The organism is Vandammella animalimorsus (genome assembly GCF_002285265.1).
In the GTDB taxonomy this organism is placed as follows: Bacteria; Pseudomonadota; Gammaproteobacteria; order Burkholderiales; family Burkholderiaceae_C; genus Lampropedia.
Genome location: NZ_NSJB01000003.1, coordinates 135,043 through 161,756 on the forward strand (window position 1 = coordinate 135,043; position 26,714 = coordinate 161,756).

Genomic DNA, 26,714 nt, shown 5'->3' on the forward strand with positions numbered 1-26,714 from the left:
CCGCATGCTAGGCGCAATGGCAAATTTTGGCAAGGCAGGCGTGCGGGCCCGTCGGCAAGGCTTGACCAAGCCTGCTCACTCAGCCCCATCCAAGGGCTGCACCGAAAACGGCACGCGCTGGGCCACGGCGCACATCAGCTCATAGCCCACGGTCTGCGCGCAGGCGGCCACCTCGTCGATGGGCAGCAGCGCGCCGCCGTGCTCGGCGCTGGCCTGGCCCCAGAGCACGGCCTCGCTGCCAATGCCGCTGCCGCGCCCGGCCGCCAGCGGCGCGCTCAGATCAACGGCCAGCATGTCCATGCTGATGCGCCCCAGCGTGCGGCTGCGCACCCCGTCGATCAGCACCGGCGTGCCGGTGGGGCACAGGCGCGGGTAGCCATCGGCATAGCCGCAGGCCACGATGCCCAGCGTCATCGGCTGCGGCGCGGTAAAGCATGAGCCATAGCCCACCGTCGCCCCAGCCTGCAGCTGCTGCGTGGCGATGATGCGACTGCGCAGGCTCATGGCCGGCTGCAGGCCCCAGCTGGCGGCCGTGCCGGCCGGGTAATCGGGCGCACTGCCGTACAGCGCAATGCCGGCGCGCACCCAGTCCAGATGGGTTTGCGGCGCGCTGCCAAAGCGCAGCACGGCGGCGCTGTTGCAGATCGTGCGCTCGCCCGGCAAGCCCTGCGCGGCCTGCTCGAACAACGCCTGCTGCGCGGCGATGCCACCTGGGCCATCGGCATCGCTGAAGTGCATCATCAGCGAGATTTCATCGACCTGCGGCAAGGCGTTCAGCCGCGCCCAGGCGGCGCGAAAGCCCGCCGGGGCAAAGCCCAGCCGGTTCATGCCGCTGTTGAGTTTGAGGAACACTCGGTGGGGCGCATGCGTCTTGTGCGCGGCCAGCATGTCGATCTGCTCCTGGCAGTGCACGGTGTGCCACAGCGACAGGCGCGAGCACAGCTCCAGGTCGCGCGGCTCGAACACGCCTTCGAGCAGCAGGATGGGCCCGCGCCAGCCCAGCGCGCGCACGCGCTGCGCCTCCTGCAAATCCAGCAGCGCAAAGCCATCGGCGCCGCGCAGCGCCTCATAGACCCGCTCAATGCCATGCCCATAGGCATTGGCCTTGATCACCGCCCACAGCTTGGCATCGCCTGCGCGGGCGCGCACCGTAGCCAGGTTGTGCCGCAAGGCAGGAAGATGAACAGTGGCTTGGATGGGGCGCGGCATGGGCAAACAGCAGACAAAAGGGCCAAAACGGCGCGCGTATTGTGGCACCCGGAATACGCGTTCAACGCCTCGGTACGAGCAAGCACAGTCTCCAATCGCAGCAGCCTGCAAAAAAGTTTTTGACAACGTTTCGCGATTAGCCTGGCACGCCTACAATTCGCGCCCCCGCAGCTTGGCCCCTCTGGCACTGCGCGCTTTTTTTTGACTTTGCAGATTTTTTTGCACCATGACTTCACGACGCTTTCAACTGCAGGCCACTGCACTCGCTGCTCTGCTGTGCGCCACAGGCGCTGCTCAGGCCAAAACCTGGGTTCTGTCCTCCGACAAGGAAGGGCTGTCCAGCTACGACACAGGCATCAGCATCGTCAACTCCATCTACAGCACATTTGAAACTGCTGCTGGCGGCCCCGCAGAAACCGTTGACGGTCGCGGTCTGCTGCATGCCAGCGCAACCGAGGCCATGCCTGCCGACGTACCCGCCGATGTGGACATCGTGGTGGTCGCCTCCGTCCAACCCAATCAAACCGTCACGGGTGTGCAGCACGGCGTTGATGCCGCGCGCTTTGCCCAAGTCATGGATTGGGCCAAAACCCGCAGCGATCTGACCTTCGTCTTCCTCAACGACGGCTGCTGCCGCCCTTCGGACACTGGTAGCGTAGCGGGCTTTCTCAGCAACAGCCTGGGCCTGAGCGGCGCGGACGAGATCACCATAGTCGGCAGCGTGGCCCCCCAAGGCAATTCCGTCTATCTCAACACCAACTCGCCTTACAAAGACAGCTTCGCTGCCCTTGCCCCCCTGGCTGTCGAGGTCTATGGCAAATACGTCAACGTCCCTGCTCCCTACGCCGTCTATTTGGCCCCTGCCGCTGCCAATACCCCGCCCGCATCCATGCCAGCAGCAGCGGACAAAGTGCAGGCCTATGGCGTCGTCGTCCCCCGCGCAGCCACCAATGGCAGCGCTTGTGTGATCGCTTTTACCGACACCAGCCAATTTGCTCTGGCCTCCGCCCCGGCGCAAGCAGGCCAACTGGCCAATAGCATCATGGCTGCCGCGAAAGACTCTGCGGGCGCCTGCCAGGTGAAAACTGTGGCGACTGCCGATCTGGTGCCCTCCATCACCCTCTCTTCGCCCCTGCAAGTAGGCGGCAGCGGCACGCTCACCGTCAAGGTGGACAACCTCGGCCAAAGCGACAGCGCCGCTGGCGGCAAAGTCGTGGTCACTCTGCCAGCACAGGCGCAAGTGGATGACACTGCCTTGCCCACGGGCTGCAGCAAACCAGCGCCCTCGCAAGTGGAATGCACGCTGGGTGCCATCGCCGCACAAAGCCACAAAACATTCGCACTGCCCATCACCATCGTTGGCTCTGGCGCAGACAACACATTCAAGGCCCAAGTCATCGGCGGCTCCGCCCAAACCGGCGAACTGGCGCCCCAGTTGCAAAACAACGGCCCCATCGAGAGCAAAGTCACCATCGCCGCTCCCACAGCCACCATCAGCGGCCCGGCAAGCGCCCAACCCAACGCAGCCACCACCGTCACCGGCACCGCCACCGGCCTGGCCGATGGCACAGTCATCAATGTCACCGTCGATGGCACCACCGTGCAGGCCACAGTGAATGGTGGCCAGTTCTCCGCCAGCTTCCCCAATGGCTTCCCTGTAGGCCAGTACCCTGTGACCATCACCGGCCCCGGCGGCCAGAACCTGTCGCTGACTGCGCCGCACAGCATTGACGTCCAGGCGGCCCCTGCCTCGGCCACCATCAGCGGCCCAGCCACCGCCCAACCCGATGCAGCCACTACCATCACCGGCACCAGCAACGCCACTGACGGCACCATCATCCAAGTCACCGTCAACGGCACCACCGTGCCCGCTACCGTCAACGGCGGCCAATTCAGCGCCCTCTTCCCCAATGGCTTTCCCGCAGGCACCCACGCGGTGACCATCACGGGCGCCACGCTGACTGCACCGCACACCATCAATGTGACGGCTGCCCCCACAGCACCCAGCAACGCAGCACCCGTACCGGCGCTGAACGTTTGGGGCTTGGGTGCCCTGGCGGCCCTGTTGGGGGCGGCAGCCCTGCGCCGCCAGCGCAAGCGCAGCTAATTTCACGCCCCCATTGCTCTTCCAACCAGATCAGCGCAGGCAGCAATGCCTCGCACGCATGGTTTGGCGATTAAGCACGGGGCATGAATTGCATGAGTCACTTTGTGCGGCTACAGGCCACAGCACACACAGCGCCCTGCGGGGCGCTGTTTTTTTGCCGGGCCGCCAGGCTGGGCCATTGGCTTTGCCCCATGGCAGTAGTGATATAACCGACCGCTTTGCTGCCCGTGGCGCTGGCGCGCTGCAGGCATCCTCTGCCCCACTTGCGGCCGCTGCGCCTGCCTGTCATGAAACCTGGCTTTTCCACCATCATGTCCGCCCAGTTCTTCAGCTCTCTGGCGGACAATGCCCTGTTCGTGGTGGCGGTGGAGTTGCTGCGCCGCAGCGGCGCGCCCGAGTGGCAAAGCGCGGCGCTGGTGCCGATGTTTGCGCTGTTTTATGTGCTGCTGGCGCCGTTCGTGGGCGCCTTTGCCGATGCGCAGCCCAAGGGCCGGGTGATGTTCATCAGCAATGCCATCAAGGTCGTTGGCTGCCTGATGATGATTTCCGGCACGCCGCCGCTGCTGGCTTATGCCATCGTGGGCCTGGGGGCGGCGGCCTATTCGCCGGCCAAGTACGGCATCCTCACCGAGTTGCTGCCGCCTTCGCTGCTGGTCAAGGCCAATGGCTGGATCGAGGGGCTGACGATCGCCTCCATCATCCTGGGCGTGGTGCTGGGCGGCGCGCTGGTCAGCGATGCGGTCCATTCCTGGCTGCTGGCGCTGCAGCTGCCGGGGCTGGAGTCGGCCCTGCACAACCCGGTGCAGGCGGCCATGGCCTGCATCATCGTCATCTACGCGCTGGCGGCCTTCATCAATGTCTTCATCCCGCGCACCAGCGTGGCGCGCCGGCCGATGTGGAAGGGCTCGAACCTGGGCGTGCTGGGCAGCTTCCAGGCGATGATGCGTGACTTCGTCACCTCCAACAACCGCCTGTGGAACGACCGCCTGGGCCAGATCGCGCTGGCCACGACGACGCTGTTCTGGGGCGCCTCGGGCAATCTGCGCTACATCGTGCTGGCCTGGAGCGCCGTGGCCCTGGGCATGGGCACGACCGAGGCCTCGTCGCTGCTGGGCATCGTGGCGCTGGGCACGGCCGTGGGGGCCGTGGTGTCCTCGGCGCGGGTGCGGCTTGAGCGCGCCACCAGCGTGCTGCCCGTGGGCGCAGCCATGGGCGCGGTGGTGATGCTGATGCATTGGGTCGGCAGCCTGTATGGCCACTGGCACACGCCGGCGCACTGGAGCGGCCACCTGTACTGGGTGGTGCCCATCTTCGTGCTGGTGGGCCTGCTGGGCGGCTACATGGTGGTGCCGATGAATGCGCTGCTGCAGCACCGCGGCCACACGCTGATGGGCGCGGGCCGCTCCATCGCGGTGCAGAACTTCAACGAGCAGGCCTGCATCCTGGCGCTGGGCCTGCTGTATGTGCTGGCCACGCACCTGGGGCTGTCGGCCCCGGCGGCGATGACCGCCTTTGGCGCCGTGGTGCTGGGCATGACGCTGCTCATCATGGCCTGGCACCGGCGCAATCTGCGCACCGACGGCGCGCGCATCGCCCACGATCTGGAGATGATCCGCCAGGACCACCACCGCCTGGACTGACTGCTGCGCCGCCAGCCCCAAAGCCCCAAAGCCCCAAAGCTGCCATGCCCCAAGCCCCAAGCCCCCAGGCCGATGCCTGTGCCCCCGCGCTGGCACAGGCCATGATCCTGGCCGCCGGCCGCGGCCAGCGCATGCGCCCGCTGACCGACCACACCCCAAAGCCACTGCTGATGGTGCGCGGCCAGCCATTGCTGGCCTGGCACCTGGCGGCAATGGCCAGCGCAGGCATCGACTGCGTGCTCATCAACACCGGCTGGCTGGGCGAGCAAATCCCGGCGCGCCTGGGCAGCCATTTCGTGCCCGCCGATGCCGGCCATCCGGGCGCGCCTCAGCCCGCGCCGGCCGCCGTGCAGCTGCGCTACTCGCGCGAGGACCTAGACTTTGGCGGCGGCATCGAGACCGCCGGCGGCATCGCCCGTGCATTGCCCCAGCTGCAAGAGATGTTCTGGCTCATCGCCGGCGACGTGTATGCGCCGCAGTTTCGCTTCGATCCGCAGGCGCGCGCGCGCTTTGCCACCAGCGATGCGCTGGCGCACCTGTGGCTGGTGCCCAACCCGCCGCACCACCGGCGCGGCGACTTCCTGCTCGAGCGCGGGCTGGCGCGCCCATTGCCCGAGCCCGCCAGCGCCAGCGATGCGCAACCAGGCCCGCCGCATTGCCGGCACTACACCTACAGCACCATCGCGCTGCTCAAGCAGGCCTTGTTCGCCCCGCCCTGGTGCGAGCTGCCGCGCGGCAACCCCGAGGGCCAAGCGGCCGCGCTGGGGCCGCTGCTGCAGCGCGCCGCACGCGCCGGGCGCGTCAGCGCCAGCCTCTACCACGGCGACTGGACCGATGTGGGCACCCCGCAGCGCCTGGCGGCGCTGAACCAGCCGCCGACCTGAACACAGGCTGGCCGCGCACCCCTCCTCCAATTGGCATTTGGTAACGAGTCCAGCGCGGCGCAGCCGCCGTGGGCGCGCCACATTCGATTAGTATTGCCGCAGCGCATGGGCATCCGCCATGCATCGTCCGTCCAAGAAAAGGCCCTTGACCCATGTGGGATCGCATCAAGCAGCTCTGGAACAAAGCCCCCCGTCCGCCGCAAACCCTTCAGCTGCCGGAGCAGGAGCAGCGCAGGCTGCTCGCGCAAGCCCAGCAGGCCCTGGAGCAAGGCCAGTACGCCCAGGCCGAGCGCCAGGCCCATGAGCTGGCCGGCTCCAGCATCGACGAGCTGTCCGAGCAAGGCATGCGTCTGCTGGGGCTGGTGTACTTCCACCAGCAGCAATACCTGCAGGCCTGGCCCATCTTCCAGAAACTGGCCCAGCGCACCGGCAGCGTCAACGACTGGTTCAACGTCGTCACCTCGGCCACATTGGCCGGCGAAATCGCCCAGGGCGCCAGCGCCTTCGAAAGCGCCCTCAAGGCCCACGACAGCAGCGACGACAACCCCGCCCTGAGCGCCGCCAGCCTGCACCTGTACTACGCCTGCGCACTGCGCGACCGCGGCGAGCACGCCAAGGCCTTCGAGCACGTGCAGGTGCTGCGCGCCCTGTACGAAAAGCTGCCGCAGACCGACGCCCACACGCTGGAGCTGCGCAACTTCCCGCGGCTGGACGCCGTGCTCGACATGATGGCCGACGTACTGGCCCACTCCGGCGACATCCCCGAGGCCGAGGCCTGGCTGCGCAGCTTTGGCCAGCAGCTCAAGGGCGGCAACGTCCACAGGGACATCGCCCAGGCCATCGAACGCCTGCACCGCAACGCCCCGCCCGCCCCCGCCGCGCAAGCGGCAGAGGCAGACGCAGCGCCCGCCGCAGCCCCGGCACCGGAGCCAACCCCTGCCGCCAGCGCCCCCTCGGCCGATACCGGCGCCGCACAACAAAGCCTGCCCCTGGAGCGTCAGGACAAAGAACCGCGGCTGGACTAGGAGTTGTTGAGATTCAGTATTGCGGCGGTGTTCTCGGTCAAAACTGCGCAGCTGCAACGTTGAAAACGCTTGCAAGGCCGGAACACCTTGCAAGCGTTTTTGCCTTGCATCTGCGGCTTTTGCCTCGAAAAACCGCTTCGCAAACCCAATCTCCCCTCCCCTAAGAGCCCGTCTGCTCAGCGCAAGCGCCCGGTGCGCAGGTCGCACTGCATGGCCTGGCCGGCCTGGAAGTCGGCGATGCGCAGGCCCGAGTCGGGGTGGGTGGACAGCCAGTCCCAACCCGCGCTTGGCTTGCGGCCGGCTTGCCCCTGGCCCTGCGGTGCAGGCATGGGGGTTTCGGTGACGGCGGCAAACAGTCTGGCCAGCGGGCGGGTGTCCATCTTCTGGTGGCGCATCAGCGCCATGGAAAAGCAATCGGCCTCGCGCTCGTGCGCGCGGCTGTAGGCCAGCGTGGTCAGGCTGGTGCTGGCCAGCGCCACCCAGCCGGAGACATCGCTCAGCGCCATGCTCAGCACGGCATTGAGCACGGTCTGCTCGATCAGCGCGCGGCTGGAGTGGCGGTGCACGATGTGGCCGATCTCGTGCGCCAGCACGCCCAGCAGCGCGTCGTCGCCCAGCTTGTGCTTTTCGGCCAGGGCCACCATGTCATCGGTGAGCACCATCACGCCGCCGGGAAAGGCCAGCGCATTGGCGCCGATGAACTCGCTGGCGCGAAACTCCAGCCGCCACACTGGCTGATAGCCGCGGTAACGCCGCAGTGGCTCTGGGATATCGGCCAGCATGGCCTCAAAGCGCTGGCGCAGCGCCAGTTGGCGCGCCGCTGGCAGGCCGCTGGGCTTGAACACCCCGCCATCGAACTGGGCCAGTGCCTGCTGGCTGATCTCCAGCTCCCAGGCGATGGGCACGAAGCGCGCCAGTTGCGTGGCCAGCACCGGCGTGCCATAGCGAAACAGCAGCGCCAGCAGCAGCACGCTGGCGGCGGTAAAGCCCAGCAGCAGCTTCCAGCCCAGTTGCAGGCGCTCGGCCACCTTGCGCTTGCCGCCTGCGCGGCTGTAGGCCTCGTGCCACTGCGCGGCGCTTTGCACTTCCAGCGTGCCGTGCTCGCCCAGGGCCACGGTCAGGCGGTTTTGCGCCGTGCCGCGGCCATAGGTTTGCGGCCATTGCACCTGGCGGTGCGCCAGGCACAGGCCGTCGCCGGCCGCATCCAGGGGTTCGATGACCAATTGCGGGCCGCCGGCGGCCGGCTCGATCATGACCAGCACGCGCCGCCCGCGGCTGCTCAGGCCGTCATACCACAGCGCCTTGAGGGCGCGGCCAGGCTGGGCGTCGGTGGGCGCGCGATCTGCTTGCATGGTGTGAACAGGCCCCGGACCTTCAGGTGATGATGTCAAAACCGGCAAAGTCGGCGATGGCATCGGCCAGGGCGCCGCCTTCCTGCTGGATCACCAGCAGGCTCTTGATCTGCGAGACGCCGCCACGGATGTAGACGGTGGTGGAGTTCCACTTGGCGCGGTATTCGCGCACCCGGGCAAAGGGCCGGTAAAAGCCCAGCGTCAGCAGCGTCAGCAGCCAGTTCTGCAGGCGCAACCAGACGAAGCCCGGCACGCTCAAAGCGCAGCGAAAGCGCGCGATGTCGCTGATGCCGGTGCGGTTCCACACCAGCCGGTGCTGGGCCGCCTCGCGGTAGGCCAGCGCGGCCTGCACAGCAGTCAGCAGCGCCACCCAGCCAAACAAAAAGGCCAGCAGGATTTTCTCGAAGGATGGGGTCCAGCTCTCCAGCCGCTCCTCGTCGAATTGCTCGCAGGCCTGCGCCAGCGTGCTGTCTTGCGGCTGCCCGCCTTGCTGTTGTGCTGCTGGCGCTCGGGGCTGCTGCGCCTGCTCGGCCTGGCGCTGCATCTGCTGCAGGAACTCCTGCCATTGCTCCTCGGAGACGCCCTCGGGCCGCTCCATCTCGCGCAAGTCCTCATAGGTTTGCTGTTGCTGCAGCTGCACGGCGCACTGGTAGGCCTGCACCAGCCCGCTTTGCGCAAGCAAATAGCCCACGCCGCCGGCCATCACGGCCAGGCCCAGCAGGCCGATCAGCGTGCTGGCCAGCCAGATCTTGACGAAATCCCAGTAGCTGGCGCGGAACACGCCGCCTTCGATGCCCAGATAGCTGCGCTGCACCAGCAGGCGCTGGTAGTTGAACAGCACGCGCACCACGCACAGCCAGCTCACCAGCAGCGCCAGCGCAATCAGCGCCCAGCTGCCAGGGCTCAGGCCCAGCCAGGTCATGGGGCGGGTTTCCTCCAGCAGGCTGGGCGAGGTGAAGGTGGCGATCATGTCCAGCCCGACGTAGGCGAAAAACCAGCTGGCGGCCATCAAAAACACCGGCCAGCTGGCCCAGTAAATCTCCTTCCAGTTCGTGCCAAAGCGCAGCCGCAGGCCCCGCCAGCGCGTGGCCGTGACGCGAAAGCGCTTGGCGCTGCCCCACAGAAAGGGAATGGCCACGGCCGCGCTGCTCAGCGCCAGACCCACCAGCAGCAGGTTGTCGTGGCTGATGGCCCAGTCAAAGAGCTTGTACAGCCCCAGGAAGATGAAAAAGCCAATCACCATGCGCTTGATGCTGGCGTGAAACTCCAGCGGGCTGCGCGCGATCACGCTGTGGCTGAAGAAGTATTCGGCCGTGCGCTTGCGCGCCCAGGGCGTGTAGATGCCCAGCGTCAGGATCAGCAGCAGCACATTGACGAACCAGACACGGAAATACTGCGCGCCCGCGCCGGTGAACTTCAGCGGGTAGGCTTTGACGGGGATCTTGGATTTGTCGCCCCTGGCCACGGCCGGGCGCGCGGCCCTGGGCGGCGGCACGGCTCCATCGGGCGGTTGCGCTGGCGCGCTGGCGGCATCCTCATGCAGGCGCGACTGCGCCACCAGCTCCCAGTGCTCCGGGTCTGAATCAGGCCTGACAGGCGGCCCATTGCCGTGCAAATCGTTCTCGCTCATGCGCTTCCCCCAATCCCCCATGTACGCGCGCTTGTTGTCTTGCGCGGCCTGTTGCAAAAGGCAAAAGCCACGCCATGGCTGCAAACGCAAGCAAGTGTAACGTTTTGTCGCCCACTTCACGGCAAACGCAGGCCTGCGCCCGTGGCAGGCGCCTGTGGGCCCCCCTGCCCTGGCGCAGCCCAAGGCTTTTCAGAGGCCGCGCAGCGGCGCACAATCGCTGCTTTCGCGCGCACTCCAGCCGCGCCGCGCCCCGCTTGCCGCCCCTGCCGATCGTGAAATTCCGTGCCTACTGGCGCCGTGCCCGCCCGCTTTCAGGCCGCACCCGCACTGCGCGCAACAATCTGTGGTTGAGCCTGGTGCTGGCCTTCGTGGCCGGCGGGGCCAATGCCGGCGGCTTTCTGGCCGTGCAGCAATACACCTCGCACATGACAGGCATCGTGGCGCACATGGCCGACTCCATCGCGCTGGGCGCCTACCACGCGGCGCTCTCCGGCCTGGGCGGGCTGCTGTCCTTCATCATGGGCTCGGCCTGCACCGCCATCATGATCGGCTACGCCCGGCGCCACCGGCTCGAGAGCGAATACGCCATGCCGCTGCTGCTGGAGGCGGCGCTGCTGATGCTCTTTGGCGCGCTGGGCGCGCGCCTGCAGGCCCTGCCCTCGCTGCTGTTCATCCCCATGACGGTGGTGCTGCTGTGCTTCATCATGGGGCTGCAAAACGCCGTGGTCTCGCAACTGGGCGGCGCGCAGATCCGCACCACGCACGTCACCGGCATCGTCACCGACATGGGCATCGAGCTGGGCCGGCTGCTGTACTGGAACCGCACCGACCTGGGCGACGAGCAGCGCAAGGTGCGCGCCAACCGCCGCCACCTGGCCATGCTCGGCGCGCTGCTGCTGTGCTTCTTCGTCGGCGGCGTGGTGGGGGCCGTGGCCTTCAACACCATCGGCTACGTGTTCACGGCCGCGCTGGCGCTGATTCTGGTGACCCTGGCCAGCGCGCCGGTGCTGCTGGATCTGCGCATTGCCTGGCGACGCTGGCGCAGCGTGCGCCGCCGCCACCGCTGAGGACAATCCGCCCGGGCCGCGGCGCCCGCCTTGCCGCTGAGTTGGCGCAGCCCATCCCTGAGGCGGCGCGGCACAGGGCCGCTACAATCGCCCAGCCCATGCCGCGCCGCCATCGCGGCACACCCGGCCAGGCGCTCTGGGGCACAGCGCGCGATGCACCGGGGGGCTTGTTCAAACCTTGCTTGGCCGCTGCTTGCGTGCGCCATGCCTGCGCGATTTCCTATGCACACCACTGACCTGCTTCGCATTTGCAGCGCGGCCGCGCTTGCGGCCTTGCTCGCAGCCTGCTCCAGCACCTCGTCCGACCGCTCCGCCAACTGGTCGCCCGACCGGCTCTACACCGAGGCGCGCAGCGAAATGAATGCCGCGAACTTCGAGAAGGCCGTGCCGCTGCTCGAGCGCCTGGAAGGGCGCGCAGCGGGCACCACGCTGGCGCAGCAGGCGCAGATCGACAAGGCCTACGCCCAGTACCGCAATGGCGACAAGGCCGAGGCCATCGCCACGCTCGATCGCTTCTTGCAGCTGCACCCGACCAGCCCGGCGGCCGATTACGCGCTCTACCTCAAGGGCGTGGTCAACTTCAACGACAACCTCGGGCTGTTTTCCTGGCTGCACCGCCAGGATCTGTCCGAGCGCGACCAGCGCGCGGCCAAGGAATCCTTCGAAGCCTTCAAGGAACTGGTCGAGCGCCACCCCGATTCGCGCTACGCCCGCGATGCGCGCCAGCGCATGGTCTACATCGTCAATGCGCTGGCCGCGTACGAGGTGCACGTGGCGCGCTACTACTACTCGCGCGGCGCCTACGTGGCGGCCATCAACCGCGCCCAGCTGGCCATCCAGGACTACCAGGACGCCCCGGCGCTGGCCGAGGCGCTGCAGATCCTGGAGCGCTCCTACGACAAGCTGGGCATGACCGAGCTGCGCGACGACACGCGCCGCGTGATCGAGAGCTCCTTCCCGCAGGGCCTGCCCGGCGCGCAGCCGGCGCAGTCCAAATCCTGGTGGCGCTTCTGGCGCTGACCCCGCCAACCTGCTGAGCCGCTGACCACTACGAAAGGGCGCTGTCATGACACCTCTGCGAACCGCTTGCCGCACCTTGTTGCTGAGCGCCGCCCTGGCCCTGGGCGCTGGCGCGCCGGCCTGGGCCTGGATGAGCACCGATGGCGGCATGAGCCTGTCCATCGGCGCGGGCAATTACCTGCTCAGCAGCCAGGTGCTCAAAAACAGCTCTGGCGGCAGCAAAAAGGCCCAGGCCTCGCGCAAGGCCGCGCCCAAGCCCAGCGCCTACCGCTACCGCTACGCCCCGGCCGTCAGCCAGCAGGTGCGCGCAGAGTTCATGCAAGGCATGCGCCAGCGCATCAAACAATCCAGCGCGGGCGATGCCACCAGCCTGGCCATCGTCAACGCGCTGGCCGATTACGACGGCATTGCCTCCATGCGCGAGCAATTCAAGCGCATGGGCCACGACCCCGACAGCGTGGCCACGGCCATGGCCTTCTGGCTGCTGGGCAATTACCGCATCGTGCACGACATCGACATGGCCCAGATCGAGACCGCCGGCCTGCTCAAGCAGCTGCAAAGCGTGCTCAGCAGCGATTCAGGCATGCTCAAGCAAAGCGATGCCGACAAACAGCGCATGGCCGAGCTGCTGCTGTGGACGGCCATCGTGCAGCAAATCGCCTACAACCAGGCCGATGAAAAAAACGACGCCAGCGCCAAGGCCCAGGTCGCCAGCCAGGCGCGCGCCAGCCTGCAGCGCGTGGGCTTTGACGTCGATGCGCTGCAGCTGGACTCCAGCGGGCTGCGCCTGCGCTGACGCCCTGCCCCACCGCCGCCATCAACAGCCCCCAAAGCGCCATCAGCACTGCATGATGGCGTAGCCGTGCAGGCGCTCGTGCTCGGCCAGCGCAAAGCGGTCGGTCATGCCGGCGATGAAATCGGCCACGCTGCGCGCCGCGCCTGCGTCGCTGCCGGCCTGCTGGGCGCGGGCGGCAAACTCCGGCGGCATGCGCTCGGGCGCGGCCAAGTAGTGCTGGAACAAATCGGTGATGACCTGCTGGGCGCGCTCGGTGGTCTGCTGCACCTGCGGGTGGCGGTACAGGTGCTCAAACAGCGCCTGCTTGAGCTGCACGGCCTGGCGCTGCATGGCCTCACTGAAACGCAGCAGCGGCGGCAGCTGGCGCACGGCATCGGCGCTGGCCGGCCGGTGCTGGGCCAGGTGCGCGCCGGTGGTGTCGATGACGTCGTAGATCTGCGCGCTGAGCATGCGGCGGATGGTCTCGTACAGCCAGCGCCGGGGCTGCTGGCGCAACGCCGGAAACTCATCGGCGGCCTGGGCGTGGTGCTGGGCAAACAGCGCCACCTCCTGCAGTTGCTCGGCCTGCAACAGGCCCGAGCGGATGCCGTCGTCGATGTCGTGCGCGTTGTAGGCGATGGAGTCGGCCAGGTTGCACAGCTGCGCCTCCAGGCTGGGGCTGGGCCACTGCGCATCCAGAAAACGCCGCGCGATGCCGCCGGGCTCGCGCGCCTCGATGGCGCGGGCATTGCGCGCCGAGCAGTGCTTGAGGATGCCCTCGCGGGTTTCAAAGCACAGGTTCAGCCCATCGAACTGCGGATAGCGCTGCTCCAGCACATCGACCACGCGCAGGCTTTGCAGGTTGTGCTCAAAGCCGCCAAAGTCGCGCATGCAGGCGTGCAGCGCATCCTGCCCGGCATGGCCAAAGGGCGTGTGGCCCAGATCGTGCGCCAGCGCAATGGCCTCGACCAGATCCTCATCCAGCCCCAGCGGCCGGGCGATGGAGCGCGCCACCTGCGCCACCTCCAGCGAATGCGTCAGCCGCGTGCGGAACATATCGCCCTCGTGGTTGAGGAACACCTGCGTCTTGTAGACCAGGCGGCGAAAGGCCGAGGAATGCACGATGCGGTCGCGGTCGCGCTGAAAGTCGCTGCGCGTGGGTGCGGCCGCTTCGGCCACGCGCCGCCCGCGCGTGTGCGCGGGCTGGCAGGCATAAGGCGCGTGACGCGCGCTGGCGGGGGCGGAGCTCATGGGCGGGTGGTTTCTGCAAGGCATCACAAAGGGGTTTGGGCAACAGAGGGCAGTAAGCGCGCGGCGCATTGTGCCGTCTATCATGCGCTGCTGCGGCCACAGCGCCGCGCCCAAGAGCCGTGCAGGAGATGAACAACATGCGCATGCCCACCGCCGCGCCATTGGAGCGCTACTGGATCGTCAACCCGCACACCGTGGCCGAGGCCAATCTGCGCATGGGCGCGGCCTTGATCATGGTCATGGGCGGGAGCATCGGCGCGTTCTCGCTGCTCAAGATCGGCGGCTGGTTCAGCCTGCTGGCCCTGCCCTTTGCGGCCCTGGCGCTGCTGGCGGCACTGGTCTGGGGGCGGCTGTTTGCCTTTGCCTTTTTGCACCCCCAGCGCCGCCTGGCGCAGATCGACCAGCACGGCCTGCGTCTGGCGGTGGATCACAGCGTGCTGGCCGGCTTCTGGCCCCGCCAGCAACTGGGCCCGCCCATGCCCTGGCAGCAGCTGCAGGCCGTCTACGCCTACCAGACGCAGCGCATGGGCGAGCACGGCATGCTGTACTTCAGCCACCTGGCCGTGGTGTTCAAGGATGGCCAGACCCAGCGCTTTGACACCGACGTGCTGGGCCAGCACGCCGTCAGCGAAGACATTGCCGCCGCGGCCCAGGCCGTGCTGGCCGGCCAGCGCCCGCCCGCCGCGCCGGATGTGGCGCTGCACATCCGGCCGCTGGGCTGGCTGGTGGCGGCGCTCGGCCCGCTGTGCGTGCTGCTGCTGATCGCCCTGCTGGCCTTCAAGAGTGAGCTGCAGCCCATCCTGGGGCCCCACTTCAATCGCACCAGCGACTACGCCATGACGCTGCTGCTCCTGCTGATGTGCGCCCGCCTGGCGCCATCCTGGCAGGCGCAACAAGTGGAGCTGCCCGAGCGGCGGTAATGCGAGCAATGGTGCTTTGTGGCGCAAAGCAGCCGGTCTCGTGACGGCCGCGTGCAGCAGCGCCTGCCGAGCCGGCCACAGGCTTCAATGGCCCAATGACCAAGATTGGAGATTGACGTGCATGCGCATTGGCAGCGGATTCTGCGCTGCTGGCTTGGATAAGCCCAAGCATAAAAGCAAGTAGATATCCAAGAAAAAACCAATAACAAATCAATCAGTTAGGGATTTCTTCTTGGCTAACCCCTGGCTTTTCAATCCTTCTTGGCGCCTGGTTCTAGACAAGCTTGCTGCGCCGTCAGGCGCCATTGGGGGCGGGTCTTGCTGCCCGTGTTCACGATGATTGCATCGCGGCGCATGACCTGCAGCAGGTTCTTGATCTTGTTGGCCTTTTGCTGCTCGTCGAGCACCCCTGCGAGTTTGCCCAGCAACAAGTCATTGAGTTCCCCCCTGCTGGCCTGGCCGTATTTCTGCAAATACTCGATCACCAGCTGCTGGTAGTGGCGATCGTCCAGGCCGCGTTGATGGATGTACACGGCCCTTTGATCGGTCCAGTCCGCCACCTTGGATGAAATCAGGTAGTTCGGCGCTCGCCCTTCAATCAGGCCAGATTGTCTGAGCTCCGAGGCATCTTGCTTGCCGATCGGTTGCTTTTTCTGCACCTTGTCGAGCAGCAGAACCTGGCGCAACTCAAGATCGGCGCGCTTCATCAGCAACCGGGTGTATTTCGAATCCATCACCCGCCCCGGGATCGTCACCTCCACCCGTGGATGGCCTTGGGGACTCGTCTCGAATACGAAATCGGGCAAGGGAAAAAAGCGCTCACGTTGAGTCTGGAACATGCGGCGAATACCGCTGCCGACCTGATCGACCATGCGCAAGCGGATCATGCCGTCAATCAGCCATTGGTTGCGGTAGTGCTCAGGGGGAGACTGGTGCTCCAGCATCCACTCCACACTCGGGGGAATGAACTGCCCGAGATTGGTGAACACCAGCCTGTCGGGATGCTCTACGACGTTGACCTTGCCGCCAAGGCGGTAGTCCTGATGCGCGATGCAGTTGTGCAGAGCCTCCCGAATGACCCAGGCGTCGTATTGCTGCACCGCCACGGGAAACAGTGCGCCACCGGGCATCTCCTCGATCACATCGTTGCGAATCTGGCGAAAAATTCGCTCCGTGGCCAGCAAGAAAGGCATTCCGAAAGGGTGTGAAGGGCCTGCGGCATTGTCTGCGCCGCGCCGAATCCAGCTCAACTTGGCGTCCGCCGGGGCCAGGAAGTACGCCGCCTCATCCTTGCCAAGCAGCAGCAGTGCTGCCCGCGTGATGCGCCCAGCCTTGGTCAGGCGCGCCTTGTTCAACAGGGTCACCACATCCCAGCCCTGGACCTCGGCGCGAATGCGCTCATGCCGCTGTGTATCGGGCTCTGCCTTCAACAGGTATTCGGTAAAGCGCAAGCGTGCTGCGTCCAGCGCCTCCGGATCCAGATCTTCCAGCGTCGCATCAGGCACGATTTCGCCCGACCAATCGGTCTTTTGATCCAACAAGCCCCAAATGCGCGACTCCTTGTCGGGATGCTCACTCAGGCTGGTTTTGTGGCTGTCGATCCGGATGTGGCGCACACCGGCAAATGCCAACGGGGCCGAGCGCGGCGCCCAGATCTCCAGCACCACCACCCGACCTTGCGGGTGCTGCACTTCGTGAAACTCAAAATCCGGCTTCGGCCGTATTTTCTGCGTCAGCCACATGCCCAGCGATTGATTGCCCTCGCCCTTGGCGTTGAATGGGTCAAACGCTGTTCCTGTCACCTCATGCGTCTTGTCATCCACGCCCCACACCACGTAGGCCCGCTCGTGCTGCGCCAGCACTGCCGCATTGGCCAGGGCGGACACATACACGCCGATGTCCTGCGGCTCCTTCCAGTTCGACTTGAACTCCACCGTGCTGCTCTCCCTCGCCTGGGCGCGCAGCCGATTGACCAGCTCAATCAGATCGGTTTGCTCCACTATCACCAACTCCTGGCATCGGCCATCACGCGCCAGGCTGCGCCAGTGCCTGCAGCAGCAGGGCCTGCACGGTGGCGTCGTCCACCTTTTGCGTGATGGCCTTGCCCGGTTGCTGCAGCACGACAAAGCGCAGCGCCCCGGCCTGGGTTTTCTTGTCCACGCGCATCAGCTCCAGGTAGCGCTGGGCGCCGGCGGCGACATCGGCGGCCAGCGGCGGGGCCTGCACGGGCAGCCGGGCCTGTTGCAGCAGGGCCTGCAGGCGGGCGGCGAAGTCCTCTTGCACGGCCAGGCCCAGCCGTTGCGACAGCGCCGTGGCCAGCACCATGCCGGCGGCCACGGCGTGGCCGTGCAGCCATTGGCCGTAGCCCATGCCAGCCTCGATGGCGTGGCCGAAGGTGTGGCCGAAGTTGAGGATTTCGCGCAGCCCGGCCTCGGTTTCGTCGGCGCTGACCACGGCGGCCTTGATCTCGCAGCTGCGCCGGATGGCATGGCGCAGCGCATCGGTGCGGCGCGCCATCAGCTCGGGCATGTGCTCTTGCAGCCAGTCGAAGAACGCCATGTCGTAGATCGGGCCGTATTTGATGACTTCGGCCAGGCCGGCGCTGTATTCGGCCGCCGGCAGGGTTTGCAGCGTGTCCAGGTCGCAGACCACCAGGCGCGGCTGGTAGAAGGCGCCGATCATGTTCTTGCCCAGCGGGTGGTTGATGGCGGTTTTGCCGCCCACCGAGGAGTCGACCTGCGCCAGCAGCGTCGTGGGCACTTGCACGAAGGGCACGCCGCGCATGTAGCAGGCGGCGGCAAAGCCGGTCATGTCGCCGATCACGCCGCCGCCCAGCGCGTACAGCACGGTCTTGCGGTCTGCGCCCTGCGCCAGCAGCACATCGAAGATTTGGTTGAGCACCTGCCAGTTCTTGTGCACCTCGCCGTCGGGCAGCACGATGGTCTCGACCTTGGCGTAGTGCGGCTGCAGGCGCTGGCGCAGGGCCTGGGCCAGCAGCGGCGCCACGCGCTCGTTGCTGACGATGTAGGCGCTGCTGCCGGCCGGGAAATGCGCCTGGGCCTGCTGCCACAGGGCCTGGCCCTGGCCGATGAGGATGGGGTAGGAGCGCTCGCCCAGCGCGATCGGCACGAGGTCGATGGCGGCGTCCGCTGCGCTGGTCTGTGGGGTCGATGGGTTCATGTGCTTGGCGTGCCGCCCTGGGGCGGGCTGAAAAACAAGGGGACGAAAAACAAGCAGCGGCGCGGCCCCTCAACCGGGGCTGCCGCCGGGTGCGTGGCTGGCTGGCTGCGGGCGAATGCCCAGCGGGCGCAGATAGCGTTCGATGACCTGCAGGGTGCCGCGCAGGCCCAGGCCCTCGACCTGCACGGTGCAATCGGCCGTGTCCTGGTAGAGCGGCTGGCGCTGGGCGTGCAGCTCGCGCAGCCGCTGCAGCGGGTCGGCCACCTGCAGCAGCGGGCGCGTGCGATCCTGGCGCACGCGCTGCAGCAGCATCTCGGGCGGCGCGCTGAGGTAGATGGCGTGGCTGTGCTGGCGCAGCGCGGCGCGGTTCTCGGGCCGCAGCACGATGCCGCCGCCGGTGGAGATGACCAGGGGCTCGCTGCATTGCAGCTGCTCGGCCAGCACGCGGCTTTCAACGTCGCGAAAGGCCGCCTCGCCCATGCGCTCGAAGTATTCGGCGATGCGGCAGCCGATGTGCTGCTCGATGACGTGATCCAGATCGACGAAGGGGCGCCCGTAGTGCCGCGCCAGCTTGCGCCCGATGGTGGTCTTGCCGATGGCCGGCATGCCGATCAGCGCGATGTGCAATGCCATGCCTTGGCCTTCCCTGTTCAGGCCGCGGCGGCCTGCTGCGCCGCTGCCGGCAGCAGGCGCGCCACCAGTGCACCCTGGGCCGGCCCTTCGAGCGGGAACCACACGCGCAGCGGGTTGCCGGCGGCCACGTCGATCGACGCGCCGTCGGCGTTTTGCATGGTCTCCAGCTTGATGAGGCGGTTGCCGCTGGGGTGGATGATCTCCAGCGTGTCGCCCACGGCGAAGCGGTTTTTGGTTTCCACCTCCACCCAGCCATCGGCGCGCACGCCGCGCACTTCGCCCACGAACTGGCTGCGCTGGGCCACGGAGTGGCCGGTCTCATAGTTCTGGTAGCTGTGCGCCGGGCGGCGCTCAAGCAGGCCGCCGGTGTAGCCGCGGTTGGCCAGGCCCTCCAGCTCGGTGATCAGCTCGGGGTTGAAGGGGCGGCCGGCCACGGCATCGTCGATGGCGCGGCGGTACACCTGGGCGGTGCGCGCCACGTAGTACAGGCTTTTGGTGCGGCCCTCGATCTTGAGCGAATCGACGCCGATGCGCGTGAGGCGCTCGACGTGCTCGACGGCGCGCAAGTCCTTGCTGTTCATGATGTAGGTGCCGTGCTCGTCCTCCATGATGGGCATGAGCTCGCCAGGGCGGCCCACTTCCTCGATCAGATAGACCTGATCGGCCTTGGGGTGGCGGATGCCGTCGCCGCAGGCGGAAAAGGCCTTGTCGGCTTCTTCCTGCAGGCCCTGGAAGCTGAAGTCCCGGCCCAGTTGGTCGATGGCCAGCGCCTCGCCCGTGTTCGGGTCGACGGCGGCGGCGTGGGTCTTGTAATCCCAGCGGCAGGCGTTGGTGCAGGTGCCCTGGTTGGGGTCGCGGTGGTTGAAATAGCCCGAGAGCAGGCAGCGGCCCGAATAGGCAATGCACAGCGCGCCGTGCACGAAGACTTCGATCTCCATGTCCGGGCAGTCCTGGCGGATTTGCTCGATTTCTTTGAGGCTTAATTCGCGCGAGAGGATGATGCGCGAGACGCCCACCTTCTGCCAGAACTTCACCGAGGTGGAGTTGGTGGTGTTGGCCTGCACCGAGAGGTGGATGGGGATGTGCGGCCACTTCTCGTGCACCAGCATGATCAGGCCCGGGTCGGCCATGATGAGCGCATCGGGCTGGAGCGCAATCACCGGCTCGATGTCGCGCAAATACGTGCGCACCTTGTCGTTGTGCGCCAGCAGATTGCTGGTGACGAAGAATTTCTTGCCGCGCGCGTGGGCTTCCTCGATGCCTTGCTTCAGCTGCTCCAGGCGGAACTCGTTGTTGCGCGCGCGCAAGCTGTAGCGCGGCTGGCCAGCGTACACGGCATCGGCGCCAAAATCGTAGGCGGCTCGCATCTTTTCCAGCGAACCGGCCGGCAGCAGCAATTCAGGGCTGAATGTGGTGGTCATGGTGCAATCCCATACAGGCAGGCAGCGGCGCGGCGTACGACGTACGAGCGATCACGGCCGCAGCCAAGGCCGCGATTATCCCCGGCCAGGCCAGCGCCTGCCATGGGCGCGCCAGCGGGGCAGACAAAAAATTGCCGCACTTTGCCGAAGGCGGCCCAAAACACCCCTATAATCGCGAGCTTCGGCAAACAGGCGCGTAGCTCAGTTGGTTAGAGCACCACCTTGACATGGTGGGGGTCGTTGGTTCGAATCCAATCGCGCCTACCAATGCTGCAACAGCAGCATTGGCCAGGGCCATATGCCAGGCTGCGACGACCTCCTGATCAGGAGGTTTTTTTACGCCTGCCGCACCGCCCGCGCGCAGGCCACGGCCACAGGCTGCGCTGGCGCACCCCAGGAGGCATGCATGAAACAGCACATCGTCGTCTTCAGCGGCGCGGGCATCAGCGCCGAGAGCGGGCTGCGTACCTTCCGCGATTTCGACGGCTACTGGCACGAATACCGCATCGACGAAGTGGCCACCCCCGAAGGCTATGCCGCCAACCCCGCGCTGGTGCTGGAGTTCTACAACCTGCGCCGCCGCGAAGTGCGCGCCGCCCAGCCCAACGCCGCGCACCTGGCGCTGGCGCAACTGCAGCAGCGCTACGAGGTCACGGTCATCACGCAGAACATCGACGACCTGCACGAGCGCGCGGGCTCGGCGCGCGTCATCCACGTACACGGTGAGATCACCAAGGGCCAGAGCAGCCGCGACAGCCAGCTGGTCGTGCCACTGAGCAAGCCCGACATCACCCTGGGCGAGCTGGCGCCCGATGGCAGCCAGTTGCGCCCGCACGTGGTCTGGTTCGGCGAGGCCGTGCTGTGCCTGGACGAGGCGCTGCAGGCCATGGCCAGCGCCGACAAGGTGCTGGTCGTGGGCACCTCGCTGTCGGTCTTTCCCGTCGCCGCGCTGGTGCAGGAGGCCCCGCCCCATGCCGAGAAAATCCTCATCGCGCTGGACGTGCAGCAGGCGCCGCCGCACTACCAGTTCCGCCCTGGCCGCGCCACCGAGCTGGTGCCGCCGCTGGTGCAGCGCTGGCTGCAGCAGGCCGCCTGAACCTGGCCTGACGCCAGGTCGCTACCACCCCCACCAAGGCCGTCATCAAACCCATGCCAACCACCACATCGCCCCCGCTGGTCGTCGATCTGGACGGCACGCTGATCCTGACCGATTCGCTGCAAGAGCTGGCCCTGGCGCAGTGCAAAAGCAATCTGTGGCAGGCACTGCGCATCCCCGCCTGGCTGCGGCAGGGCAAGGCCCAGCTCAAGCAGGCCCTGGCCGAGCGCAACCGGCTGGACGCCGCCAGCCTGCCCTACCACCAGGAGCTGCTGCAATGGCTGCGCGCCGAGCAGGCCCAGGGCCGCACGCTGGTGCTGTGCACCGGGGCCGACCAGCGCGTGGCCCAGGCGGTGGCCGAACATCTGGGCCTGTTCAGCGCCGTCATCGCCAGCGATGGGCAGCACAACCTCACCGCCGCCCGCAAGGCCCAGGCCCTGGTGCAGCGCTACGGCGCGCAGGGCTTTGACTACGTGGGCAATTCGCGCGATGACCTGCCCGTCTGGCAGCAGGCGCGCCAGGCCATCGTCGCCAACGCGGCCCCTGCCGTGCAGCAGGCCGCGCAGCAACAAGGCAATGTGGCGCGCAGCTTCCCCGCGCCCGCGCGCGATGCGCGCAGCCTGCTGCGCATGCTGCGCCCGCACCAATGGCTCAAGAACCTGCTGCTGTTCGTGCCCCTGCTGGCCGCGCAGCAGTTCGGCAACGGCGCGGCCTGGGGGCAGCTGCTGCTGGCCTTTTTGTCCTTCAGCCTGTGCGCCTCGGCGGTGTACATCGGCAATGATTTGCTCGATCTGCAAAGCGATCGCCAACACCCGCGCAAATGCCAGCGCCCCTTCGCCAGCGGCCGCATCCCCTTGGCCTGGGGCGTGGCGCTGGCGCCGCTGCTGCTGGCCGCCAGCCTGGGGCTGGGGCTGCTGGTCGGCCCGGCCTTTCTGGGCTGGCTGGCGGCGTACTTTGCGCTGACCTGCTGGTATTCGCTGAGCCTCAAGCGCCTGGTGCTGCTCGATTGCCTGACGCTGGCCGGGCTGTACACGCTGCGCATCGTCGCCGGCGCGGCGGCCGTGGGCCTGGTGCTCTCGCACTGGCTGTTCGGCGTCTCGGGCTTCATGTTTCTCTCGCTGTCCTTTCTCAAGCGCTACACCGAGCTGCACATGCTGGCGCAGCGCGGCAGCGGCCAGGCCAGCGCCCACGGGCGCGGCTACCTGGCCCAGGATGCGCCGCTGGTGCAGGCGCTGGGCGTGGGCACGGGCTACGCCGCCGCCGTGCTGCTGGCCCTGTATCTGGACAGCAACACCGCGCGCACGATGTACCGCCTGCCCGAGGCCATCTTCCTGGCCATTGCCGTGCTGGTCTATTGGATCAGCTGGCTGTGGCTGCAGGCGCACCGCGGCCAGATGCACGACGACCCGGTGTTCTTCGCCATTAAGGACCGCACCAGCCTGCTGTGCGGCCTGGCCTTTGCCGCCACGCTGGCGCTGGGCATGCTGGGCCTGCCATGGGCATGAGCGCCAAGCAGCGCCAAGCCGCGCCGGCCACCGTGCCCGTCAGCGCCTGGGGGCAGCTGCAGGCGGCCGAGCACCAGCTGCTGGCGCCCGATGCGCTGGCCCCGCAGCAGCCCTGGCCGCAGGCGGCGCAAGGCGCCAGCGTGCTGCCGCACGGCATGGGGCGCAGCTATGGCGACGTCTGCCTCAACCCTGGCGGGGCGCTGTGGCTGGGCCGCGCGCTGGATCAATGGCTGGAATTTGACGCCCAGCAAGGCCTGCTGCGCTGCCAGGCCGGGGTGCAGCTGGGCGAGATCCAGCGCCTGCTGGCACCTCGCGGCTGGATGCTGCCCGTCACCCCCGGCACGCAGTTCGTCACCGTCGGCGGAGCCATCGCCAACGACGTGCACGGCAAAAACCACCACGTCATGGGCAGCTTTGGCGAGCACGTGCGCGCGCTGACGCTGCTGCGCAGCGACGGGCGTCGCATCGCCTGCGCCCCCGGCCAGCATGAGGACTGGCTGCACGCCACCATCGGCGGCCTGGGCTTGACCGGGCTGATCACCGAGGCCACGCTGCAACTGCGCCGCGTAGCCGGCCCCTGGCTGAAGGCGCAAAGCATTGCCTTCGAGCGCCTGGCCGATTTCTATCCGCTGGCCGAGCAGTCCGAGGCCGATTGGGAATACACCGTGGCCTGGATCGACTGCCTGCACCGGCAGGGGCGCGGCATCTTCATGCGCGCCAACCACTGCCAGGCGCACGAGGCCACGCCCGCGCACGCGCCCCGGCAGCCCCAGCGCAGCATGCCCGTCACGCCGCCGCTGTCGCTGGTCAACCCGCTGAGCCTGCGCGCCTTCAACTGGGCCTACTACCACCTGCAGCGCCGCAGCGCGCAGGCCACGGCAGGCCAGGCCGGCGGCGCCATCAGCCATTACCGGCCATTTTTCTACCCGCTCGATGGGCTGGCGCACTGGAACCGCATGTACGGGCCACGGGGCTTTTACCAGTACCAATGCGTGATCCCGTTCGCGCCCGCGCCGGGCTCGGCCGGGCCGGCCGGGGCCGATGCCATTGCCGCGCTGCTGGCACAGATTGCGCGCAGCGGCCAGGGCTCCTTCCTGGCCGTGCTCAAGACCTTTGGCCAGCGCCCAGCGCCCGGCATGCTCAGCTTCGCGCAGCCGGGCATCACGCTGGCGCTGGACTTTCCCAACCGGGGCCAGGCCACGCTGCGGCTGTTCGATGCGCTGGACGCCATCGTGCGCGCCGCCGGCGGGCGCCTGTACCCGGCCAAGGACGCGCGCATGCCCGCCGAGCTCTTCCAGGCCAGCTACCCGCAGCTGGCGCAGTTCCTGCCCTACCGCGACCCGGGCATCAGCTCGGCCATGTCGCGCCGCCTGCTGGGCGCATGAGCCAGGCGGCCCGCAGCCCCTGCAACGCCCGCATCCCCCCGCACCACCCACACCACACCATGAGCACAAGCCAATACATCGTCGTCATCGGCGCCACCTCCCACATTGCCCAGCAATGCTGCCGCCTCTGGGCCGAACAAGGCCCTTGTGAGTTCCTGCTGGTGGGCCGCGATGCGCAGCGCACCGAGCAGGTCGCGGCCGACCTGCGCGCGCGCGGCGCGGCCGTCAGCGCCCAGGTGCAAACGCTGGATTTCGACGACCCGGACGCCGCAGCGGCCCTGGCGCGCAGCGCACAGGCCCGCGGCCGCGTGGACATCGTGCTCATCGCCCACGGCGCGCTGCCCGATCAGGCCCAATGCCAGAGCGAGCTGCGCGCCGCGCAGCAGGCGCTGCACATCAACGGCCTGTCGCCCGCGCTGCTGGCCGAGGCCTTTGCCGGCCCCATGCAGCAGGCCAACCATGGCCGCCTGTGCATCATCGGCTCCGTGGCCGGGGATCGCGGGCGCAAGAGCAACTACGTCTATGGCGCGGCCAAGGGCCTGCTCGAACGCTACGCCCAGGGCCTGCAGCACCGCCTGGCCGGCACGGCCGTGCGCGTGACGCTGGCCAAGCCCGGCCCGACCGACACGCCGATGACGGCCCGCCTCAAGCAAGGCGGCGCGCGCCTGGCCAGCGCCCAGGCCGTGGCCCAGCGCATCGTGCGCGCCATCGAGGCCGGCCGCCCCGTGGTCTACGCCCCAGCCCAATGGGCGCTGATCATGCTGGTCATCCGCAACCTGCCGCGCCGGGTGTTTCACAAGCTCGATATTTGAGATGCGCCTGAGCCTGCTCTACAGCCTGTTTTGCGCCCTGGCCATTGCCGTCAACATCGGCACGCAGGAGGCCGTGGTGCGCCTGGGCCACTGGCTGCAGCAGCAGCTGGACATGGCCACGCCGCTGCCGGGCCTGATCCTGCTGTCCATCGCCGCGGGCACCGCCACGGGGCTGGTCGTCAAATACCTGCTGGACAAGCGCTACATCTTCCGCTTCCAGCCCCAAAGCGCCGCGCACGACGGCAAGACCTTTGTGCGCTACACCCTGATGGGGCTGGCCACCACGCTGATCTTCTGGGGCTTCGAATACGGCTTCTGGCTGATCTTCCAGAGCGCGACCATGCGCTACCTGGGCGGCGTCATCGGGCTGGTGCTGGGCTACGTCAGCAAATACCACCTGGACAAGCGGTTCGTTTTCAACCCTGCCGCAGCGGGATCGCAGGGCCGTTCGGCCTGAGTGCCTGGGCCTGAGTACCTGCCACGCACAGCCATGCCCGCCACCGACACTGCACCGCCGCCCCTGGCCTGGGACATCTTCTGCCGCGTCATCGACAACTACGGCGATGCCGGCGTCTGCTGGCGCCTGGCCTGCGACCTGGCCGGGCGCGGCGATGGCGTGCGGCTGTGGATCGACGAGCACAGCGCGCTGCGCTGGCTCAGCAGCGCGCCGGCCTCGCTCTGGGATGCGCCGCCGCCCTGGCAGCACCAGGGCGTGCGCATCCTGCCCTGGGCGCTGGCCGAAAGCCTGGCCCCTGGGCAACTGGCGACGCTGGCGGCGCTGGCGGCGCTCACGCCAGCTTCGCCCGCACAGCCAGCGCCGCGCCAAGTGCTGATCGAAGCCTTTGGCTGCGAGATCCCCGACGCCTACCTCAGCGCCCTGGCCCAGCTCGCTGGCGGCCAAGCCGGCCCTGCCAACGCCATTGGGCCGCGCCCCTGGCCGCTGTGGCTGAACCTCGAATACCTCTCGGCCGAACCCTACGTGGAGCGCATGCACCTGCTGCCCTCGCCGGTGATGTTCGGCCCGGCCGCAGGGCAGCGCAAGACCTTTTTCTACCCTGGGCTGACGCCGCGCACCGGCGGCCTGCTGCGCGAGCCGACTCTGGCGCAGCGCCGGGCGCGCTTCGATGCCACGGCCTGGCGCCGCGCCTTCCTGCAGGCGCAACCCGCCGCCGCACAGGCCTCCAAGCCGATCGACCACGCCACCCAGGCCAGTTGGATCAGCCTGTTCGCCTACGAACCCGCCTGCCTGCCGCAGTGGCTGCGCGCCTGGGCCCAGGCCGCGCAGCCCGTGCAGCTGCTGGCCGCGGCCGGGCGCTCGCAAGCCTGGCTGCGCCAGTGCTGGCAGCAGCTGGGCTGGGCCGGCGCGCAGCAGGGCGCGCTGACGGTGCACTGGCTGCCCTTCATGCCGCAGGCGCAGTTCGACGAGCTGCTGTGGGCTTGCGACCTGAACATCGTGCGCGGCGAGGATTCGCTGGTGCGCGCGCTGTGGGCCGCGCGCCCCTTTTTGTGGCACATCTACCCCCAGCACGACAACGCCCATCACGGCAAACTGCAGGCCTTCATGGACTGGCTGCAACCGCCTGAGCACTGGCGCGCCGCCTTGCTGCAACTCAACGGCATGGCCAGCGCCAACGCGCCGCCGCAGCCCTCGCCCAGCAGCGCCCTTCAAGGCACACAACAGGCAAGCTGGGCGCACTGGCAGGACTGCGCGCGCGCCGCCTGCAGCCGCCTGCAGGCCCAGCCCGACCTGGCCACGCAGCTGCGCGCCTGGGCCGCCACCGGTGCGCAGCAGCCCACGTAGA

General features: G+C 67.8%; 22 protein-coding genes and 1 tRNA gene. 15 read left to right on the forward strand and 8 right to left on the reverse strand.

Translation table 11 applies throughout. The features are described from left to right. Window positions 1–75: 75 nt before the first annotated feature. Window positions 76–1,209, reverse strand: a complete 1,134-nt coding sequence (gene alr, locus CK625_RS06720; RefSeq protein WP_095539530.1) for an alanine racemase — start codon at window positions 1,207–1,209, stop codon at window positions 76–78. A gap of 226 nt (window positions 1,210–1,435) precedes the next feature. Between alr and CK625_RS06725 the strand changes: the two genes are divergently transcribed. The 4 genes from CK625_RS06725 (at window position 1,436) to CK625_RS14095 (ending at window position 6,865) form a co-directional block, all read left to right on the forward strand. Beyond that, window positions 1,436–3,316 (forward strand): IPTL-CTERM sorting domain-containing protein, encoded by a 1,881-nt coding sequence (locus CK625_RS06725; RefSeq protein WP_095539531.1) that lies wholly within the window; start codon window positions 1,436–1,438, stop codon window positions 3,314–3,316. 287 nt (window positions 3,317–3,603) lie between these two features. After that, on the forward strand, window positions 3,604–4,956 hold the full coding sequence (gene lplT / locus CK625_RS06730) for a lysophospholipid transporter LplT (RefSeq protein WP_095539691.1): 1,353 nt from the start codon (window positions 3,604–3,606) through the stop codon (window positions 4,954–4,956). Between the two features lie 44 nt (window positions 4,957–5,000). Further along, on the forward strand, window positions 5,001–5,840 hold the full coding sequence (locus CK625_RS06735; RefSeq protein WP_095539532.1) for a nucleotidyltransferase family protein: 840 nt from the start codon (window positions 5,001–5,003) through the stop codon (window positions 5,838–5,840). A 152-nt stretch (window positions 5,841–5,992) separates the two neighbouring features. After that, window positions 5,993–6,865, forward strand: coding sequence for a tetratricopeptide repeat protein (locus CK625_RS14095; RefSeq protein ID WP_095539533.1), 873 nt, complete (start codon window positions 5,993–5,995; stop codon window positions 6,863–6,865). A gap of 176 nt (window positions 6,866–7,041) precedes the next feature. Here CK625_RS14095 and CK625_RS06745 read toward each other — a convergent pair whose 3' ends face one another. Both CK625_RS06745 and CK625_RS06750 read right to left on the reverse strand, forming a co-directional pair. After that, window positions 7,042–8,217, reverse strand: coding sequence for a M48 family metallopeptidase (locus CK625_RS06745; RefSeq protein ID WP_172425108.1), 1,176 nt, complete (start codon window positions 8,215–8,217; stop codon window positions 7,042–7,044). A 22-nt stretch (window positions 8,218–8,239) separates the two neighbouring features. Next, window positions 8,240–9,847: a YjgN family protein gene (locus CK625_RS06750; protein WP_172425109.1), complete on the reverse strand. Its 1,608-nt coding sequence runs from the start codon at window positions 9,845–9,847 to the stop codon at window positions 8,240–8,242. 272 nt (window positions 9,848–10,119) lie between these two features. On the opposite strand from CK625_RS06750, the gene CK625_RS06755 reads away from it, so the two are divergent. From CK625_RS06755 to CK625_RS06765, 3 genes are all read left to right on the forward strand, one after another. Further along, complete coding sequence (locus CK625_RS06755; RefSeq protein WP_238945549.1) at window positions 10,120–10,914, forward strand: YoaK family protein; 795 nt, start codon at window positions 10,120–10,122, stop codon at window positions 10,912–10,914. A 222-nt stretch (window positions 10,915–11,136) separates the two neighbouring features. Next, window positions 11,137–11,934: an outer membrane protein assembly factor BamD gene (locus tag CK625_RS06760; RefSeq protein ID WP_095539537.1), complete on the forward strand. Its 798-nt coding sequence runs from the start codon at window positions 11,137–11,139 to the stop codon at window positions 11,932–11,934. A gap of 46 nt (window positions 11,935–11,980) precedes the next feature. Next, a complete protein-coding gene (locus CK625_RS06765) occupies window positions 11,981–12,730 on the forward strand; it encodes a DUF6683 family protein (protein ID WP_143326208.1) in 750 nt (249 codons plus the stop codon). Between the two features lie 42 nt (window positions 12,731–12,772). Here CK625_RS06765 and CK625_RS06770 read toward each other — a convergent pair whose 3' ends face one another. Then, window positions 12,773–13,960: a deoxyguanosinetriphosphate triphosphohydrolase gene (locus CK625_RS06770; protein ID WP_095539539.1), complete on the reverse strand. Its 1,188-nt coding sequence runs from the start codon at window positions 13,958–13,960 to the stop codon at window positions 12,773–12,775. A gap of 128 nt (window positions 13,961–14,088) precedes the next feature. On the opposite strand from CK625_RS06770, the gene CK625_RS06775 reads away from it, so the two are divergent. After that, complete coding sequence (locus tag CK625_RS06775; RefSeq protein ID WP_143326209.1) at window positions 14,089–14,880, forward strand: hypothetical protein; 792 nt, start codon at window positions 14,089–14,091, stop codon at window positions 14,878–14,880. A gap of 251 nt (window positions 14,881–15,131) precedes the next feature. Here CK625_RS06775 and CK625_RS06780 read toward each other — a convergent pair whose 3' ends face one another. From CK625_RS06780 to yegQ, 4 genes are all read right to left on the reverse strand, one after another. After that, complete coding sequence (locus CK625_RS06780) at window positions 15,132–16,880, reverse strand: RNA-binding domain-containing protein (RefSeq protein ID WP_095539541.1); 1,749 nt, start codon at window positions 16,878–16,880, stop codon at window positions 15,132–15,134. Window positions 16,881–16,905: 25 nt separating this feature from the next. Then, a complete protein-coding gene (gene aroB / locus CK625_RS06785; protein ID WP_095539542.1) occupies window positions 16,906–18,060 on the reverse strand; it encodes a 3-dehydroquinate synthase in 1,155 nt (384 codons plus the stop codon). 69 nt (window positions 18,061–18,129) lie between these two features. Continuing rightward, complete coding sequence (locus tag CK625_RS06790; protein ID WP_095539543.1) at window positions 18,130–18,693, reverse strand: shikimate kinase; 564 nt, start codon at window positions 18,691–18,693, stop codon at window positions 18,130–18,132. A gap of 17 nt (window positions 18,694–18,710) precedes the next feature. Beyond that, on the reverse strand, window positions 18,711–20,114 hold the full coding sequence (gene yegQ, locus CK625_RS06795; RefSeq protein WP_095539544.1) for a tRNA 5-hydroxyuridine modification protein YegQ: 1,404 nt from the start codon (window positions 20,112–20,114) through the stop codon (window positions 18,711–18,713). Window positions 20,115–20,304: 190 nt separating this feature from the next. Here yegQ and CK625_RS06800 point away from each other — a divergent pair. The 7 genes from CK625_RS06800 (at window position 20,305) to earP (ending at window position 26,713) form a co-directional block, all read left to right on the forward strand. Then, a tRNA-Val gene (locus CK625_RS06800) sits at window positions 20,305–20,381 on the forward strand. A 139-nt stretch (window positions 20,382–20,520) separates the two neighbouring features. Further along, window positions 20,521–21,210, forward strand: a complete 690-nt coding sequence (locus CK625_RS06805; RefSeq protein ID WP_095539692.1) for an SIR2 family NAD-dependent protein deacylase — start codon at window positions 20,521–20,523, stop codon at window positions 21,208–21,210. A 53-nt stretch (window positions 21,211–21,263) separates the two neighbouring features. Further along, a complete protein-coding gene (locus tag CK625_RS06810) occupies window positions 21,264–22,715 on the forward strand; it encodes a UbiA family prenyltransferase (RefSeq protein WP_095539545.1) in 1,452 nt (483 codons plus the stop codon). After that, window positions 22,712–24,100: an FAD-binding oxidoreductase gene (locus tag CK625_RS06815; protein WP_095539693.1), complete on the forward strand. Its 1,389-nt coding sequence runs from the start codon at window positions 22,712–22,714 to the stop codon at window positions 24,098–24,100. Before CK625_RS06810 ends, CK625_RS06815 begins: the two co-directional genes overlap by 4 nt. 59 nt (window positions 24,101–24,159) lie before the next feature. Further along, entirely contained in the window at window positions 24,160–24,912 is a 753-nt protein-coding gene (locus CK625_RS06820) for an SDR family NAD(P)-dependent oxidoreductase (RefSeq protein ID WP_095539694.1), read from the forward strand. A 1-nt stretch (window position 24,913) separates the two neighbouring features. Further along, on the forward strand, window positions 24,914–25,369 hold the full coding sequence (locus CK625_RS06825) for a GtrA family protein (RefSeq protein WP_095539546.1): 456 nt from the start codon (window positions 24,914–24,916) through the stop codon (window positions 25,367–25,369). Between the two features lie 33 nt (window positions 25,370–25,402). Continuing rightward, window positions 25,403–26,713 carry an elongation factor P maturation arginine rhamnosyltransferase EarP gene (gene earP, locus CK625_RS06830; RefSeq protein WP_095539547.1) on the forward strand — a complete coding sequence of 437 codons (1,311 nt, stop codon included), beginning with the start codon at window positions 25,403–25,405 and terminating at the stop codon, window positions 26,711–26,713. Window position 26,714: the final 1 nt, after the last annotated feature.

Coding starts and splice junctions, on each gene's coding strand:
- alr (WP_095539530.1), bottom strand. CDS start 1,209: ATGCCGCGCCCCATCCAAGCCACTGTTCATCTTCCTGCCTTGCGGCAC.
- CK625_RS06725 (WP_095539531.1), top strand. CDS start 1,436: ATGACTTCACGACGCTTTCAACTGCAGGCCACTGCACTCGCTGCTCTG.
- lplT (WP_095539691.1), top strand. CDS start 3,604: ATGAAACCTGGCTTTTCCACCATCATGTCCGCCCAGTTCTTCAGCTCT.
- CK625_RS06735 (WP_095539532.1), top strand. CDS start 5,001: ATGCCCCAAGCCCCAAGCCCCCAGGCCGATGCCTGTGCCCCCGCGCTG.
- CK625_RS14095 (WP_095539533.1), top strand. CDS start 5,993: ATGTGGGATCGCATCAAGCAGCTCTGGAACAAAGCCCCCCGTCCGCCG.
- CK625_RS06745 (WP_172425108.1), bottom strand. CDS start 8,217: ATGCAAGCAGATCGCGCGCCCACCGACGCCCAGCCTGGCCGCGCCCTC.
- CK625_RS06750 (WP_172425109.1), bottom strand. CDS start 9,847: ATGAGCGAGAACGATTTGCACGGCAATGGGCCGCCTGTCAGGCCTGAT.
- CK625_RS06760 (WP_095539537.1), top strand. CDS start 11,137: ATGCACACCACTGACCTGCTTCGCATTTGCAGCGCGGCCGCGCTTGCG.
- CK625_RS06765 (WP_143326208.1), top strand. CDS start 11,981: ATGACACCTCTGCGAACCGCTTGCCGCACCTTGTTGCTGAGCGCCGCC.
- CK625_RS06770 (WP_095539539.1), bottom strand. CDS start 13,960: ATGAGCTCCGCCCCCGCCAGCGCGCGTCACGCGCCTTATGCCTGCCAG.
- CK625_RS06775 (WP_143326209.1), top strand. CDS start 14,089: ATGAACAACATGCGCATGCCCACCGCCGCGCCATTGGAGCGCTACTGG.
- aroB (WP_095539542.1), bottom strand. CDS start 18,060: ATGAACCCATCGACCCCACAGACCAGCGCAGCGGACGCCGCCATCGAC.
- CK625_RS06790 (WP_095539543.1), bottom strand. CDS start 18,693: ATGGCATTGCACATCGCGCTGATCGGCATGCCGGCCATCGGCAAGACC.
- yegQ (WP_095539544.1), bottom strand. CDS start 20,114: ATGACCACCACATTCAGCCCTGAATTGCTGCTGCCGGCCGGTTCGCTG.
- CK625_RS06805 (WP_095539692.1), top strand. CDS start 20,521: ATGAAACAGCACATCGTCGTCTTCAGCGGCGCGGGCATCAGCGCCGAG.
- CK625_RS06810 (WP_095539545.1), top strand. CDS start 21,264: ATGCCAACCACCACATCGCCCCCGCTGGTCGTCGATCTGGACGGCACG.
- CK625_RS06815 (WP_095539693.1), top strand. CDS start 22,712: ATGAGCGCCAAGCAGCGCCAAGCCGCGCCGGCCACCGTGCCCGTCAGC.
- CK625_RS06820 (WP_095539694.1), top strand. CDS start 24,160: ATGAGCACAAGCCAATACATCGTCGTCATCGGCGCCACCTCCCACATT.
- CK625_RS06825 (WP_095539546.1), top strand. CDS start 24,914: ATGCGCCTGAGCCTGCTCTACAGCCTGTTTTGCGCCCTGGCCATTGCC.
- earP (WP_095539547.1), top strand. CDS start 25,403: ATGCCCGCCACCGACACTGCACCGCCGCCCCTGGCCTGGGACATCTTC.